This window comes from Metallumcola ferriviriculae, assembly GCF_035573695.1.
GTDB lineage: Bacteria > Bacillota > JADQBR01 > JADQBR01 > JADQBR01 > Metallumcola > Metallumcola ferriviriculae.
Genome location: NZ_CP121694.1, coordinates 1280300 through 1296628, shown reverse-complemented (window position 1 = coordinate 1296628; position 16329 = coordinate 1280300). Strand labels below are relative to the sequence as shown.

General features: G+C 40.8%; 13 protein-coding genes. 4 read left to right on the top strand and 9 right to left on the bottom strand.

The window, feature by feature from the left end:
- The first annotated feature begins 21 nt into the window (after positions 1–21).
- Together MFMK1_RS06430 and MFMK1_RS06425 are read left to right on the top strand one after the other, a co-directional pair.
- Positions 22–1014 carry a YveK family protein gene (locus MFMK1_RS06430; protein WP_366924302.1) on the top strand — a complete coding sequence of 331 codons (993 nt, stop codon included), beginning with the start codon at positions 22–24 and terminating at the stop codon, positions 1012–1014.
- A gap of 31 nt (positions 1015–1045) precedes the next feature.
- Positions 1046–1714 carry a CpsD/CapB family tyrosine-protein kinase gene (locus MFMK1_RS06425; protein ID WP_366924301.1) on the top strand — a complete coding sequence of 223 codons (669 nt, stop codon included), beginning with the start codon at positions 1046–1048 and terminating at the stop codon, positions 1712–1714.
- A gap of 92 nt (positions 1715–1806) precedes the next feature.
- On the opposite strand, the gene MFMK1_RS06420 is transcribed toward MFMK1_RS06425, so the two are convergent.
- From MFMK1_RS06420 to MFMK1_RS06400, 5 genes are all read right to left on the bottom strand, one after another.
- Positions 1807–2556: an amino acid ABC transporter ATP-binding protein gene (locus MFMK1_RS06420; protein WP_366924893.1), complete on the bottom strand. Its 750-nt coding sequence runs from the start codon at positions 2554–2556 to the stop codon at positions 1807–1809.
- Positions 2557–2620: 64 nt separating this feature from the next.
- The gene (locus MFMK1_RS06415) at positions 2621–3274 is read right to left on the bottom strand and encodes an amino acid ABC transporter permease (protein WP_366924300.1); all 654 of its coding nucleotides are present in this window, start codon (positions 3272–3274) and stop codon (positions 2621–2623) included.
- 60 nt (positions 3275–3334) lie between these two features.
- Positions 3335–4486 (bottom strand): saccharopine dehydrogenase family protein, encoded by a 1152-nt coding sequence (locus MFMK1_RS06410; protein WP_366924299.1) that lies wholly within the window; start codon positions 4484–4486, stop codon positions 3335–3337.
- Positions 4487–4507: 21 nt separating this feature from the next.
- The gene (locus MFMK1_RS06405; RefSeq protein WP_366924298.1) at positions 4508–5371 is read right to left on the bottom strand and encodes a transporter substrate-binding domain-containing protein; all 864 of its coding nucleotides are present in this window, start codon (positions 5369–5371) and stop codon (positions 4508–4510) included.
- A gap of 335 nt (positions 5372–5706) precedes the next feature.
- The gene (locus MFMK1_RS06400) at positions 5707–6786 is read right to left on the bottom strand and encodes an NAD/NADP octopine/nopaline dehydrogenase family protein (protein ID WP_366924297.1); all 1080 of its coding nucleotides are present in this window, start codon (positions 6784–6786) and stop codon (positions 5707–5709) included.
- A gap of 306 nt (positions 6787–7092) precedes the next feature.
- Here MFMK1_RS06400 and MFMK1_RS06395 point away from each other — a divergent pair, with 306 nt between their 5' ends.
- The gene (locus MFMK1_RS06395) at positions 7093–8517 is read left to right on the top strand and encodes a sigma-54 interaction domain-containing protein (protein ID WP_366924296.1); all 1425 of its coding nucleotides are present in this window, start codon (positions 7093–7095) and stop codon (positions 8515–8517) included.
- 83 nt (positions 8518–8600) lie between these two features.
- Positions 8601–9032, top strand: coding sequence for a PaaI family thioesterase (locus MFMK1_RS06390; RefSeq protein ID WP_366924295.1), 432 nt, complete (start codon positions 8601–8603; stop codon positions 9030–9032).
- A 66-nt stretch (positions 9033–9098) separates the two neighbouring features.
- On the opposite strand, the gene MFMK1_RS06385 is transcribed toward MFMK1_RS06390, so the two are convergent.
- From MFMK1_RS06385 to MFMK1_RS06370, 4 genes are all read right to left on the bottom strand, one after another.
- Positions 9099–9266 carry a hypothetical protein gene (locus MFMK1_RS06385; protein ID WP_366924294.1) on the bottom strand — a complete coding sequence of 56 codons (168 nt, stop codon included), beginning with the start codon at positions 9264–9266 and terminating at the stop codon, positions 9099–9101.
- Positions 9267–9294: 28 nt separating this feature from the next.
- The gene (locus MFMK1_RS06380) at positions 9295–10305 is read right to left on the bottom strand and encodes a hypothetical protein (protein ID WP_366924293.1); all 1011 of its coding nucleotides are present in this window, start codon (positions 10303–10305) and stop codon (positions 9295–9297) included.
- A gap of 75 nt (positions 10306–10380) precedes the next feature.
- Positions 10381–16014, bottom strand: coding sequence for a DUF7948 domain-containing protein (locus MFMK1_RS06375; protein ID WP_487250591.1), 5634 nt, complete (start codon positions 16012–16014; stop codon positions 10381–10383).
- Complete coding sequence (locus MFMK1_RS06370) at positions 16005–16241, bottom strand: hypothetical protein (protein ID WP_366924291.1); 237 nt, start codon at positions 16239–16241, stop codon at positions 16005–16007. Before MFMK1_RS06370 ends, MFMK1_RS06375 begins: the two co-directional genes overlap by 10 nt.
- Positions 16242–16329: the final 88 nt, after the last annotated feature.

Sequence of the window (16329 nt, the reverse complement as noted above, 5' to 3'; positions counted from 1 at the left end):
ATTTAAGGGGCTGAAAAGATTATGGCTACAGAAAATGAAATGGTTAAAATTCAAATCATAGACTTACGTTCATTGTTCAAAGTATTAGTGAAAAGAAAATGGATAATAATACTTGGCGTTTTATTGGCGATACTTATTAGCGTATCTCTTAATATTTATGTCTTCAACCCAGTCTACGAGGCAAGGGTACTACTCCGTGTATCCCACCCTGTTCAATCAATTAGAGACCGCATTGTGGATAATCAAGGCTTAGAGGCAGTCGTTAGTAGTATGTCGCAACTTCCTGAAATGACTATGCAAACTCACGTAAGGTTGTTAACTAGCGATGCCCTAATGCAAAGGGTCAGAGATAACTTGGGGATAGGCTTAGAAGATATAGATCTAAAAACCCTATTGAAATTAACCGATGTTTCTGTGATTAAAGATTCTAATCTCATTCTGTTAAAAACCAGATTTACAAAGCCAACTTTAGCCAAGACCCTTGGGGATACTATCAGCATAGAATACATAAAATTCGTTTCAGAAATTAACCAACAACAAATGGAGCAATCCATAACTTTCCTAAAAGACCAATACGCCCTTATTGAAACGGACCTCTACTCTGCCCTCGGTAGATTGTCTAAGGTCAATAACACCGCGGGTACATTTTTATCTTTGGAAGGCCAAGTGCAAAAAACGAACCTTATGAATGAAGTTAGTCGCCTACAACAGACAATGGACCTACTTGCAGAGAAAATTGCTGAAAATCGGATTTCGGGATCGATGGATTTCGGCCAGGCCAGCATTCTTGTAGTATCACCCGCATCTTTACCGCTAGAGCCGATCAGACCTAGAAAAATATTAAACATCGTCATCGCATTTTTCCTTGGGTTGTTAGTTTTTATCCCCTTGGCATTTCTACTAGAACATCTTGATTATAAAATCAAGACACCCAACGATGTGGCCGATCATCTAGTCCTACCAACACTAGGGATGATTCCCCAAATTAAACGAGATTCTATTTCTATCGATTGATAACCCTATTTTGTACAAGGAGGATAATAGAATGGCTACTACTCATAATACCCTCTTGGTTACTAAAGACAATCCATCTTCACTGACTGCGGAGGCTTATCGGACTTTAAGGACCAATCTTAGTTTTGTCGGCGCGGACCATCCTTGTCGCTGTTTGCTTTTCACCAGTGGACACCCCAGAGTTGGCAAGTCAACAATTGCTGCAAATCTGTCATTTATCTTAGCCCAGACTGACAAAAAAGTATTACTAGTTGACTGTGATTTAAGAAAACCTTCCCTACATAAACTCTTCAACCTTAATAATTCATCGGGCCTGACCAACATTCTATCGCAGAATAAAAGCATTCCAGAGCTGGCACATAATGTGACAGACGGGCTATGGGTGTTAACCAGCGGGCCCATTCCCCCGAACCCTTCTGAACTAATTTCGTCAAATACTGCCAAACAATTCTGGGCAGAGGCAACGGAAACATTCGATTACACTTTAATCGATTCCCCGCCTGTTTTAGCAGTTTCAGATGCTTTGGTCCTTTCTAAACAAGCAGACGGCGTGATTATTGTATTAGATGCTCGCTCTACCCGAATAGATTCTGCGAAAGAAGTAAAGGCACGTTTTTCCCAAGCGGGTGCAACCGTACTTGGAGTTGTATTAAATCGGGTCAAGCTAAACAAAAAGGATTCCCAGTATTATTACAAATAAACCGGGCATAAACGACACCCCTTAGGTGTATCAAGGGGTGTCGCTTTTATAGCGCAAATCAGTACCTGCTAAATATGCAATAGCAGCTTCTCTTATCCTTCACTTACATCTCTCAGAAATCGCTTAGTTCTTTCCTCTTTAGGATTATTGAACATCTGATCTGAACTTCCTTCCTCCACTATTACGCCTTCATCCATAAAAATCACCCGGTCAGCTACATCTTTTGCAAATCCCATTTCATGCGTTACAACAATCATGGTCATACCTTCCTTAGCCAGTTGTTTCATAACTAAAAGAACTTCCCGCACTAGTTCTGGATCTAATGCTGAGGTTGGCTCATCATAGAGCATTACCATTGGTTCCATAGAAAGGGCTCTGGCTATCGCAACCCTTTGTTGTTGACCTCCTGAGAGTTTAGCTGGATAATGATCCACTTTATCTGCCAACCCAACTTTATCTAGTAATGTCATAGCTTTTTCCTTGGCTTTATTGCGGTCCATGTCTTTAATTATCATTGGACCTTCCATCACGTTTTCAAGGGCAGTCCTATGGGGAAACAAATTAAACTGTTGAAAAACAAAGCCCGTATTTTGGCGTAATTGCCTTATTGAAGACTTTCTTTTTTTATTTGGTTTTACTGCTGCTTCAACCTCGTTTTCACCAAGTTTCACAATTCCCTTGTCCGGTTCTTCCAAAAATGTCATACAGCGTAGTAACGTCGATTTGCCGGAGCCACTAGGTCCCATGATTACTACTACTTCGCTTTTATCAACAGTGAGGTTAATATCTTTTAGTACAACATTATCATCAAAAGACTTCCTTATGTTTTTAACACTTACTATTTCCATATGGTTTACCTCCTGTAACGGCATTCGATTTCGCTAGAGTCGAATAAAAGCAAAGCTCTTAAGCAACATGTCTTGATGTTCTCTTCTCCAAATGATCCAGTACTACAGTGAAGAATGTAATAACAACCCAATAGATTGCAGCTGCCATCAAATAAATTGTTAAAGGTTCAAATGTTTTGGCAATTATTAAGGTAGACATTTGTAGTAGTTCCGTGACTGTAATGACAGACACCAATGAAGTATCTTTTATCAAAATTATATATGTGTTTGATAGTGTCGGAATAGCTATACGAATGCTCTGCGGCAGGATGACTCGTCTCATTGCTTGCCCATAAGTCATCCCCATAGAAACTGCCGCTTCCATCTGACCTTTATCAACTGCTAAAATGGCCGCACGAAAAGATTCAGACAAATAGGAACCTGCATTTAGACTTAACGCTAGGATACCTGATGGTATAGGATCAATTGCAATATCTATCTGCGGCAAACCATAGTAAATCACAAAGATTTGGACTAGAAGAGGGGTGCCGCGGAAAGCTGATATATATATGGATGCCATTGCTTTTAATATTTTTATTTTTGAAATTCTTGCTAGCGCCGAAAAGAAGCCCAATATTAATGCGAAAACTACTGAAACTACAGCTAGCATAATCGTAATAATCGTCGCATTTAATAGTGTTGGGAAAAATTTTATGACTATTGAAAGATCCATGAAACCCCTCCATAAAATTTTTATGCAAAAAAGTATTAACAAAGTAGACTGATAGTATGTTTAACTTTGTTGTTCTTGATATTTTATTTCAATACCATATTTATCTAGTTGTTCTATGAACGGGTTAAACCGGTCACCAATAATGATATTTTCTACGGGAACAACTCCTGTCTCAGTAATTTTCTTGCTTAAAATCCAATTTGCCAATAGCATAGCTGGAATTGCCGTTGTTTTAGCCATTGAAGTTATATTACGTTCATGGTCGTAAAGATCTACCATTTCCCAGATGTGTGTTGTGCTAACACCGTTCTTTTTACCTTTAGTTAATACTCGTAAAACAGTAATATCTTCAATAGACTGCCCCCGTAATTTTGGTTCCAATATTTTCTCAGTTAACCGCTTTGGACTTATTAAATTCCCATCCACTTCAATGGAATCTTCTTCAAGAAATCCGAGTTCAGCAAGTACAGACATTTTGTGCCAATGACCAGAATACCGGACTGTTTTCTCATACAGTTTTTTTACTTTGTCCTTGAGGGTGTATGCAGTACTATGTGAATCGGTTATCACCGCTTCACATTCACCAACAGGACTAGGGAAACTCAGCGCTTCAAGTCCCGATAATGGCGGTAAGGTGACAATTTCTCCATTTTCAGCCGCCTTAGCTGGTCTAGTATAAAGGCCCATCACACTTTCCAATCGAAATACTACTTGATACCATAATGGAGGTAATGGGTGTCTCGGTATCCCTCCACAAATCATTACTGCCTCATCTGCTTCATCTAACATTTCAATTCCTTGCGCTGCTAAAAAGTTCGTTATTCCCGGGGCTACACCACACCCCGGTATAACGATTATTCCAGCTTCTTTAGCAAGACTGTCTAACTTCATTTTTTCCTCGTACTTAGAACCAACTAAATCCACTAAGTTACATTTAGCAGCAATTGCTGCCTTAATTGCCGGTAGACTTAACGAATGAGGCAAACACGCAATGGCTACATCAGCATCTTTTAATACATCAAAAATATCTTCTTCTGTTTGCAAATTAGCTAACTTGCCAACTGCTTTCGCGTTATCTGTAACAGCCAGACATTTATTAATATTTTCACTAAAACCGTCCACTGCAATGACTTTCTCTATATTCTGATACTTAACAAGTTCTCTAACAACGGTTGTACCTATCATTCCAGTTCCTAATACAACTACTTCCATCGGTGATGCCTCCTTGAAATGTTATTTTATCAATGGTTCTGAACCCAACCATTTTTTGTAGATTTCAGCGTATGTGCCATCTTTAACCATTGCTGCTAAGTTTTCATTTAACGCTTGGACAAATTCAGGGTTACCTTTCTTTATAGCCATACCTAGCTCATCTTTTCTAACAATGTCGCTTGCGATTTTTATTGGGAGGCCTTCTTCTTTTATGTTGTAGCTCATTAACAATTGATCATTAATGATCACATCTAACCGTCCATTAACTAAATCTTGGATGTAGTCACTAACGGCTTTATACAGGACAACCTCTGAGCCCTCAACACTTCTAGCTATCTCTTCAAAAGTTGTGCCTCCCCCGACGCCAACTTTCTTTCCTTTTAAATCTTCTAATTTAGTTATATCATTTGTATCTTCTCTTGTGAGTAAAACCGAACCTGTGACTACATATGGATCAGTAAAATCAACACTTTTCTTTCTTTCCTCTGTGATTGTCATTTGTGCTATGATGGCGTCAAATTTGTCTGCTTTAAGCCCACCAATAAGACTCTCCCACTTAGTAGCAGTAAATTCAGCCTTGACACCTAATCTCTTTGCTAACTCATTAGCTACATCCACATCAAATCCTGCGTATTCATTATTATCATCTAAGAAATTAAAAGGCTGATATGTTCCTTCAAACCCTACCCGCAATACGCCAGATTCCTTCACTCTATCTAGTGTCTTAACCTCTTTATCCTCATTAGGTTGTTTTTCATCAGCCTGGCTTACTTCCTTATTCTCCTTCTTCCCACTATCTTCTTGACTACCGCTACACCCTGTAAAAACTAACATAATCCCTAACACAAGAAGTAAAGTTATAGTTATTTTATAAAAACGTTTCATTTTTTTGACCTCCATTTGATTTTATTATTTTAATGATAGTGTCTACACTACAAAAACAATTGCCATTTCCCCCCCTTGCAAAAAGATGTTCAGTCCGCTTGTCCAACATTCCATGATATGAAGGAACCTTTCAAAGTCTACACAAATAATTCTATTTGCCTATATCCGGATACCATCTTCAAAATCATGGTATGCCACTGGTACGAGCTTGGTATTACCAATTCATATTCTCTGTTGTTCCGACCATTTCCTTTTTAATTGTGTGTTTTATTTGACAATTTTGAATATTATAACATGTTTCCTTATTACCCATTCACATACCTACCCTACTTAACTTATAATATCCTCATTATTTCGCTGATACTATAATTGTCTAGCCCCAGCGTTTTAGGTGTTCTTTCTCCTGCTTTTCTGTAGTCTCTTCTCATTATTACTGAAGCTATTTCTATAACTGCATCCATCGTAGGCGTTTTTACTCCAACCCGCTTTCCTAACTCGCTCATAAATACCAATCCGAACGCTACATCTTCATTAAAAAATCTACTATCTAAACTTGACAAAGCCTTAATTCCTTTGAAACCGTCAGCTTCGATATACCCCCTATCGTAAGTTGCTTCTTGCATGTATCCTTCTTTTATGCCTATTACAGGCTCTGCTAGAATATCTAAACCCAGTTCTTTCCCTAAAGCTATTCTTTCATTGTCTAATCCTTCTATAAGCCTCCCAACTGCTTTAGTTACCCCTTCCTCGTAAAAATAGAAGTCTCCATTTGTTCTATCAACCAATCCTGCATTTAACAAAACTACGGCAGGATGAATAACTGGATTTCCATTTTGCAAGGTAGTCTGAAAGACATTTTTTGCTGGCTCTAACATCGGAAAAACATCTTTTGCTAATTTATACACATCTTCAGTATTCTTGCTTGGTAAAGCTGCTAAATATACCCCGCCTTTTAATTCCAGGAAAATTCTTATTTTTCCTGGTTCTGTTACTCGTACAGCATATGGAAGGGTGCTAGTTTCTGCAATGATATATTTCTCATCCTCTAAATTTAAACCTAATGCGTTTTTAAATACTATCGCCCCGCCACAAGAACCTGGACACACTATAATTGTTTGACCTGGCTTTAAGTAGGGCTTAACAACCTTTGCAAAAGCTTCGGTACTATAAGCAGGACCAACTGCAAATATAATATCTGCTTCATCTACAGTACATCTAATATCATGCCCGGCGTATTTTACTTTTGTAAATCCTTTCAGTTGACCTTCCGAATATATTCCGCCATTCTTTGAGATTGCGTCTATATTATCGGGAAAATCTTCAAAATCAAACAAAAAGACATCGTGGCCGTCTTTCGCCCATCGAAATGCTACCGCACATCCACCGTTTCCAGAACCTAATACTGCTACTTTCATTAATATTCACCTACCCTTTTTTCACAATATTCTTAACAGCGAATAGTTGCAAAACCAATGCCAATACCGAAAGTAAGAGAAACTGGTATATTTCTAGTAAATATGACAGTTTGTCTTACACCTCTGTAATAAAATTTGTCGCAAAAAAGCTGTCAACTAATTTCGCCTCAGAAAAGAATCCAGCATGTACATTACCTCTTAGAATGAGCTTTAAGAAGGAGATTAACAAAGATACGTTGAATTTACATCTGTAGGTGTACCCCTGAATCTCTCAAGAATTATTTTCTTAGCTAGGAGAGAATTACAATGATAGATAATTTTTTTGGAAATAGAGGCTTAGAATTCATAGATGCCATTACTATAATGGATAATAATGGCAAAATATTGTATTCTTTAAGAAATAATCCATTATTTAACGAGGATTCATCAAAAAGGGATTTTGAAAGCATAATTGGCAAACATATTTTGGAGGTATTCCCTACATTTTCGCCCGAAAAAAGCACCGTAATTAACTGCATAAAAGAAAGAAAAGCTATCTATACGGAAAGACAAAGCTTCAAAGACTGGAAAGGCAAATACATGGTATGTAATAATTTAGTACTTCCAATTATTAAAAAAGGTAGAGTGTTGGGAGCTGTGGAAATATCAAAAGATGTTACTAAGATCCAAGAGAATTTTACTTCTAATAGAGATAATATTAAAAAAACTAACAAAAAAAGTGGTGGATTCACCGCTAAATTTGCTCTTGATGACATAATTACCTGTAATGAAGATATGTTAGATAATATTGAAAGAGTAAAAAAAATAGCTAATAATTCCTCTTCAGTTTTAGTATATGGGGAAACAGGTACCGGAAAAGAATTGTACGCTCAATCCATTCATAATTATAGCAATAGGAGTAAGCAGCCCTTTGTTGCTCAAAATTGTGCAGCTTTACCCGAAGCCCTATTCGAATTTATTCTGTTTGGTTCTGTAAAAGGGGGTTTCACTGGAGCTGAGGATAAACCAGGCTTGTTTGAATTAGCAAATGGAGGTACGTTATTCTTAGATGAAATAAATTCGATGCCTATTAATTTACAGGCAAAACTATTAAGAGTCTTACAAGAAGGCACGGTTCTAAGGATAGGGGATCATAGAGATAGGAAAGTAGATGTAAGGATCATAGCAGCAATGAATATTGACCCCTTAGCAGCTGTGGCAAAACGACAACTTAGAGAAGATTTATTTTATAGGCTAAACGTAGTCAGCATTAAGCTAATCCCCTTGAAAAAAAGAAAAAATGATATCCCGCTGTACATCAAATATTTTATAGATAAATATAATAAAAAAATGAATAAGCATCTAACAGGTGTATCTACAGAAGTTAAAAATCTCTTTGAAAAGTATGATTGGCCCGGCAATGTAAGGGAGCTTCAACATGTTATCGAATCCTCAATAAATTATGTGGACCGGGGAATTATTGAAACTAAAGATTTACCTATCTATTTTAATGAAGTGATAAACAAAGAAAGTCCTAGTAAAATTAAACATAAATTACCCAATATACGGATAGGAAATCCGGAATCATTAGATAATATTATGAGTAATTTGGAAAGAAAAGTGATAATAGATGCCCTAGAAACATCTTTAGGCAATATTACAAATGCTGCAAAAATACTCAAGATCACCAGACAACGACTGCATTATAAATTAAAAAAATATGGAATTGATGCAGATAATTTAAGAAATTAAGCTTTAAGTCTTATATCCCTAAATATAATAGTGTTAAAATTCATAACATTACAAATATTACTGCTTAGATGGAGGTGAAATACTTGGAATCCCAGGCTGCCAATTATAAGGAAAAAGTTTTACAATCGTTTAATAAGCGAGGGCTAATACATACTCTGGGTATTGAGATTGTAGATTTTGGCCCCGGCTGGTTCCATACTAAAATGGTGCCCCATCCGAAAATTCTACAACAACATAATTACGTTCATGCCGGCGCCCTGGCAACTATGGCTGACCACACTAGTGGTTTTGCCTCATATTCACTCATGGCAGAGAAAGAAGAAGTGCTGACCATCGAATTCAAAATCAATTTGCTGCGACCGGCGAAAGGAGAGTTAATTATATGCCGCGCCAAGGTGTTAAAACCGGGGCGAAGGATTTATGTGTCTGAATCTGAAGTATTCAGCGTCAATGAAGGAATAGAAAAATTGGTCGCAAAAGCCACGGTGACATTGGCCGTAGTTGAAATGGATTAGATACTAACCAAGTAAGTGACACCCTTTGGTGCCAGGCACCAAAGGGTGTCACTTATTTCAAGCCATTCATTTAGCCCCCGAAAGAACAACCACTTTAACCTTCTGTACTCCCAATCCGCCCCGCCCGTCTGAAGCCAGCAGCAGGAATGTATGGGTGCCCGCATCCTCGTCCTTGGGTGCGAGGACAAGCTGAGAGCCGTCAAGGGAAGCAAATCCTGGGGCATCGCCGGACAAGCCGAGAATTACCTGGTCACCATCGGGATCACTGACAGATATAACTATAATTAATTTTTTTATACTGAAAATATTGGCTGTCATAGTCCGAAAAAAAGTAAATATAGGGTTTTCCCATTGAATCAATCGCCCATAATTTTATTTCAGTCTGGAATCTATCGTTGCTATCGTCGGAGAAAGGGATATAAAAACTGCCCCAACCAGTCGATGTCTTCGTGATATATCTTACTCCCGCGACAACTATATGGGGAACATTATTGCTGTCCATAACTATTTGGGGATTTCTGCCGTTAGTCGCTGTTTCTTTTACCCATGTATTGCCCTGCTTAAAAGCATACTTGATACTATTGTTATAGGAATAGCTTACATGCGGATTATCATTACTATCCATAACAATTGAAACTCCGTCGAGCACATCGGCAGTATTTTGTGGCTTGGATATTGCTTCTAAAGGCTCTAAAGACCAGTTAGTTGCACTTTTGGTAGCGTATCTATTTCTGGTAGCGTATTTAATATGACCTTCACTTGCAGTATCAACATTGTAATTTTCAAGTTCAAATATAATATGCGGTTGATCGTTACTATCAAGAGTAAAATCGAAACCAATGGTAATTGGATTCATATTGTAATTATAAATTGTTTCATAGGTCCAAGTGTTATTCGTTCGGAAACCGTATATGAATTTTTTGTTAAAACGATCGACTAATACAATATGGGGATTACCGCTGCTGTCTAAGATTAAATTAGAAGTAGTAAAGTTGCCGCTTAAAAGATCCTCGACAACCCACGTGCTGCCCGACAAGTAAGCATATCTTACCGTATAGGTAGAATTGTTGTAGGAGTAAGACTCCAATTTGTTATATATTATATGGGGTCTGCCATTAGCGTCTACAGCTATTGTACTGCCACGGTTGGTATTATCAGACTGGTCCACTATTTCCATGTTCCAGGTAGTTTCAGCATAAGATAAACCGGTACCGAAAAACATGGTAGCAAATAAAAGCAGGATAAGTAATATACCGATAAAGCCCTTTTTCACACTGTTTCCCCCTCTTCATTTAGTCCCAAAACAAAGTACGATGTCATTAATCTTTTAATTAGTTACTTAGCCGGTTCAAATCATTCGCATAATCACCACCGTTGCTTGGGCCCGAGTAGTTTCCCCCTTAGGTTTGAATTCCCCGTCCGGGAAACCCGCTATCAGGCCCTTGGAATAAGCCGTCAGTACATATGACCGCAAGTCCGGGGCAATGTTGCCAATGTCGGCAATTTTACCAGCATTATCTGCACTGGAACCCGTTCCTTCGGCAGCCCTGGCCATTATCCGAGCCATTTCCGCCCTGGTAATGGGCCTTTTATAAGTGGCAAACTCACTTTCCTCTACCAACCCTAACTGCTTAGCCCGCTCAATGCGTGGGCCGGCCCAGTATCCTTGGCTCGCATCCAGACCGTTATGGCCCAAAGATGTTACCACCATACTGATAAACTCGTCGACATGTACACTCTTCCTCGGCTTAAACGTTCCATCGGGGTAACCCGATATCACACCCTTGGAGAAGAGGGACATAATGTCCCCAAAATACCAATTAGTTGGCATCACATCAGGAAACTGCACCTGAGCCTGGTAAATATCGGCAGGGTTCCTGGGTGTCAGCAGGCAGAAACGTTTTTTTCCGTCCACGAAGCCCTCGGCAATGATTTGCCCCAGGTTGTTGATATCGTTAGCCCCGGTAATTTTCCAGCCCAGCTGAGGATCAATTAGATAGTTAAGATCCACCATCCCCTTTTCAGGCTTAAAAATAAAGGCATGTTCAAGACCTTCCTCTTTGATGTCTGATTTTCCCACACTGTAACCAGCGTCATTAATGCCGTAAGCGGCGCTGTTTGAGCCGCCCAAAGTCCCCAGATCCGTCATCTTTGGCTGATTTATTTCCACCCATTGCCTGGCTGCGAAATTGGTCACCCCTGTACCGGGGTCGGCCAGGAAGGCATGACGTTCCGATGAATTTGGGACTTCAGACCAGCCTGCGATGTAGCCTTCATTATTCACATCATAGGCAGCGCTGTTCAAACCACCCAACGTGCCCAACACCTGAAGACCATAGGATGGCCTGTATCTAAAAGCACGAATGACATTCACAAGTTCATTGGATAAATTTCGCTCAGTTGTCCGCACCTGGCCCACAGCGCTACCAGAGGTACCGACAGCAAAGACTTCTGCTTCCGGAGGCAAGTTTAGCCTGCCGGAGGTTCCGCCCGGGGGTAGATACAATGAACCACTGAAGGAATCTTCTGCCCATAACGCTCCGGTAACTTTACCATTGGCATCAAATGTAAAAGCAGTTGCCGGGCCCTTGGCTTGAGGGTCTTCCACAATACCAATATCTGTTAGCACATATTCATATTGAGGAAGTACCACAATGGTATCCTGAACGGAATTTTTGTTCAACTCAGCGTTTACCGTGACGCCGGTAATTTCATCCACTTCAAGGGCTAGGATATCAAATTCCGCAGCCTCTTTACCTTTTGGAATGGTTACAGTTTTAGGTAGTTTTATAAGCTTTTCATTATCTGCGCTCAACTGCACCTGGATATCACTTTTGTCAGCAGGCAGGGTGAGGGTAACTCTACCCCGGAACTGCATACCGCTGGTAGCTTGTTTTGGTTCTATGACGAGGGATTTGAGACTGACGCCGGTAGTAACGGTGACGGATGGGTTTGATGCGCTTTTATTTCCCGCTGCGTCCACTGCAATTACCGTAAAAGTGTATATTTCCCCGGGTGCAAGTGTTTTTATTGTACGTGACAAGTTACTTCCGCCAATTCGGGATACCAATTTGTCGTCCCTGTAAACCCTATAGCCTATTACTCCGACATTATCCTCGGCCCCGGTCCATTTCAGAATGAGACTAGTTTTACTGACCATCTCCGCAGTAAGTTGCCCGCCGCCTGGCCAATAAGGGGTAATTTCATCTCTTACTATGGGGCGCGGTCTGCTTCCTCCGGAAGTAGGACGCGAACCCGTGGTAGCTGAGCACTGCGGGCCGTCAGTACTCCAGTTGCCCGCGGCATCAGCCGCCTCCACCTTAAAATCATAATCAGTTTTGGCTGATAAACCTGTAACGTTAAAGCTAAACTGATCACTTGAGACAGTACTCACTTCACTTCCACCCATGAATATGCGGTAGTTCTTTACCGCAGTATCATCTGTTGCAGCACTCCAATCTAAGGTTAATCTGTCATACCCTACGTTAGAGGCATTTAAGCTGCTGCCATACGTCCAGTAAGGAACACTGATATCAGGTTGAGATAGTAGGGTTAGCGTTGTGGTGTCAGTATCCATCCGGCCAGTCATATCAGTTACTTTAAGGGTAATGTTGTAACTTGGTTGACCAGTGTCAAGGTCAGCTATTTGAAAACTATAGTTTCCTGTTAGTTCTGACCAGCTAACAGTGGCTGAGGCGCCTTCTATATCATAAGTACCGTCATTATCCAAATCCCACTGATATTTTACTATGGCATCCTCAGCATCAGGGTCAGATGAACCGCTTCCGTCTAGTACTAAATCTTCGCTTTCAGATACCTGGTAAGGCCCTGCTGTATCTGCCTCAGGAGGATTGCTATAGCGTTCATATATTGATATGGTAACAGTAGCAGAATCCGAACCATCGTCATCTGTGACTTCATATGAAAAGCTATCTTGCCCAGAGAACATATTTTCCGGTTGATAAATGAAAGAGCCGTAGACACTGAGAGCGACTATGCCATGATCCGGCCCAGTTAATAAATGCGTCTCTAAAGTATCGTTATCCGCATCTACGTCATTAGTAAGTACCCCGGGTGCTGAAAGATTTAATGTGACATTTTGGCCCTGGCCTACAGTATAATTATCGTCCCTGGCATCGGGAATCCTTGAATATATTGTTAGGGTGGTCTTATCAGTATCAACTAAACCTGTTTCGTCGGTCACTCGTAAACCGATAGTATAACTTGGTTGGTCTGTTAAAGGGTCTGCTGTTTGAAAACTATATCCCGAAAGCACCGACCAATCCACAATTACAGCTTGATCACTGCCGCTTAGTTCATAGGTACCGTCATTATCTAAATCCCACTCATAACTAATGATACTATCCCCTGTATCTGGGTCCGTCGAAGCACTTCCATCCAGCTCAAGGCTATCCGCGGCGAAAATCTGATACGGGCCCCCTGCATCGGCTTCAGGAGGGGTTTGTACCGGCACTGTTTCTGTCGTTCCCGTCCCACTTAAGCCGACAGGTATTTCCCACGTCCCCTCACCATACCTAAGGGTAAGAGTATCAGAGTAGTCTTGCGCAGTTTCCGGCGAAAACCGCAAAACAAGCGTAGCTGAATCCCCGCTGGATAAATTACGGGATGAAACATTATCCTCCACAATGCTGAAGCACGGCCCCGGCTGTACAGTGGAATAAAACCATTCGGAACCCCAAGAGAGTTGGCTGGTAACCGTGACGGTTCTATCAACGCTGCTTCCTACCTTTACCTCTCCAAATTCTACGGGATATGGGCTGATTAGGAATTGTGGCTTCCCGCTTAAATCCACAGTCACTTGACTCTCATCAGGGTCGTCCGAAGGAATTACTAGGCTGCCCGTATAAAGTGCATTCGCCCCACATTGAAACTGCACTGTCAGTGATAAGGAATCTCCCGGGGAGATGTTTTTATTAGAAACATTATCTTCTAAAATACTAAACCCATCTCCTGAAATTGTAATGGTGCCGACTTTTAAATCCGCATGCCCCGTATTTCTAACGCTTAGCATCCGTGAGGCAGTTTCACCCATATTTATCTCATTAAAGTTCACAGAAGTACTCACCGTAATATCCGGTACATTAATCGGTGAAATCTTAGCGAAGAACGCATCGTCATTATCACCGTAATCTGTGACAACTGCACCTTTGGTTGTTGGGAAATCGTACGAATAGGTGGTCCCTGCCACATAAGCATTTCCCGCAGTATCAACCGCAATCTTATTACCAGTATCTGAACCATAACCACCTAAATAGGTAGAGTAGTCCAGATTATTTCCTTCAGCATTTATTTTTGTTACAAATGCTTCTGAACTCTGCCGATACTTTTTAAGCGAGTAAACCAACGGAAAGTCTGAAGATGAAGTGCTACCGGTGACGTAAATACTGCCATCCGGGGCCACCGCAATACCATTCCCTTCGTCATTGTGGCTGCCGCCAAGGAAAGTGGAAAAATCCAATTGTCCGCTAGCATTAAACTTAGTTATAAAAGCGTCCTTCGTAGTATAATAGTTTGACTTCGTATCCTGAACTGCATTCAACAGTGGAAAATCATCGGACTCAGTATAACCGGTAACATAAACATTGTCGGCCGCATCTACCGCAATGTCCCAGGCCCGCTCCTTTTTACTTCCCCCGAGAAAGGTAGAGTACGCAGGAATACCAGTGGAATCAAATTTGGTTAAAAAGACATCCCCGCTGCCGCCGTAACTTGCTTGATATGGGTCGCCCACAAGGGGCAAATTGCTATCGGCATCCCCGGTTATATAGGCATTACCGCTGCCATCCACTGCTATGCCATGAACGTTTGTCCCCCGAAAATAGGTAGCGTAATCAAGCTGTGTCCCTGCACTATTTATTTTGGCCAAGAATCCATCTGCACGAGTGGTATCCCAGGATGACTTAGTCTTTTGGTAAGCCGGGTCTGAAACAGGAAAATCAGTGGAAAAAGTATATCCTGCCACATAGGCGTTACCATCGGCATTCACTGTAATGTCGTGAATTTCATCTTGATTGTTTCCGCCGAGATATGTGGAGTAAACTAGAGTACCGCCATCAGCACTAAGCTTGGTTACGAAGGCCTCTATATGCTCCCTCTTTTCGTCTACAACACCTGTAGTGATAGGGAAACCCGCCGCAGCTACTCCGGCAACATAAACATTTCCTTCAGGATCTACTGCAATATCCGGCACCCTAAGGCCGGAAGGCCCCAGATAAGTTGAAAAAATCAAGTCACCTTGTGTATCAAACTTAGTTACAAATACATCATAGTAGCCTTCTTGGGTAAGCTCTCCATCGTAGGCGTTAGTTAACGGAAACTCAACAGATGATGTCTTACCCGTAATAAAGACATTGTTATCTTTATCTAAGGCCACTCCTGTTCCCTGGTCATAACCACTACCGCCTAAATAGGTGGAATATTCTATCACTGGATCAATCACTAAAGGCCATTCCGGATTGTAATCCCCAACCTGAAAGGTTACAACGCCATTGTTTAATTGGTATTTCCCTGGAACATTGACCTTACTGCCGCCAATTTCTTGGTAAATGTACGGCGCCTGATGCACGATTTCAGTACCATTAACAAGCAGCACTAAATCTCCGTTTTCTTTTATATAGGTATCTTCCGATCCATTAAAGTTCAACTTAATAATTCCCGGGTCTTTACCCGGATTAACTATAAAGTCATATTTCAAGCCGCTGTCAATACCGTAAAAGACTAAATCCACACCAGGGTAAAGATCCTGATACTTTACTTTTCCGTAATTAGGTATTTCCGCCTGCCAATCGTCCGGGTCACTGCCACGGAAATAATTACTTACCGAAGGCAATAACTCCTCGCCAAATATTTGTGCAGATGCATTTGCTTCCATAAACTGCATTTGTAAGACTGCAGACTCTTTAGGCACATCTTTATTAAGGCCGGACAGTGAAAAAACTGCTTTCTGTGAAGTTAAAAACAGCGTTTCACTATTACTTCGGTAAATAAACTTAGCGTCTCCAAGTTAGGCTCAAATACCATGGTAGACCCACCCGGACCGTCGATTTGGGAACTGTTAGGTTCCCCGGTAAGCCCTCCCCTATCATAAGAAACCGAAGCAAGGGCCCACCCCGGTGCCAACGTAAATACCAATGCAATAATAGTAAGCCAGGAAATAATTTTACCCTTAAATTGAGTAACCCCTGTCAATTTAATCCCCCCTTGATTTAATCCTGTGATGAAAAAATATGCACACCTCCATAAAGCTAAAAGCTTTCCAGGAAAGGGCAAATCCCCT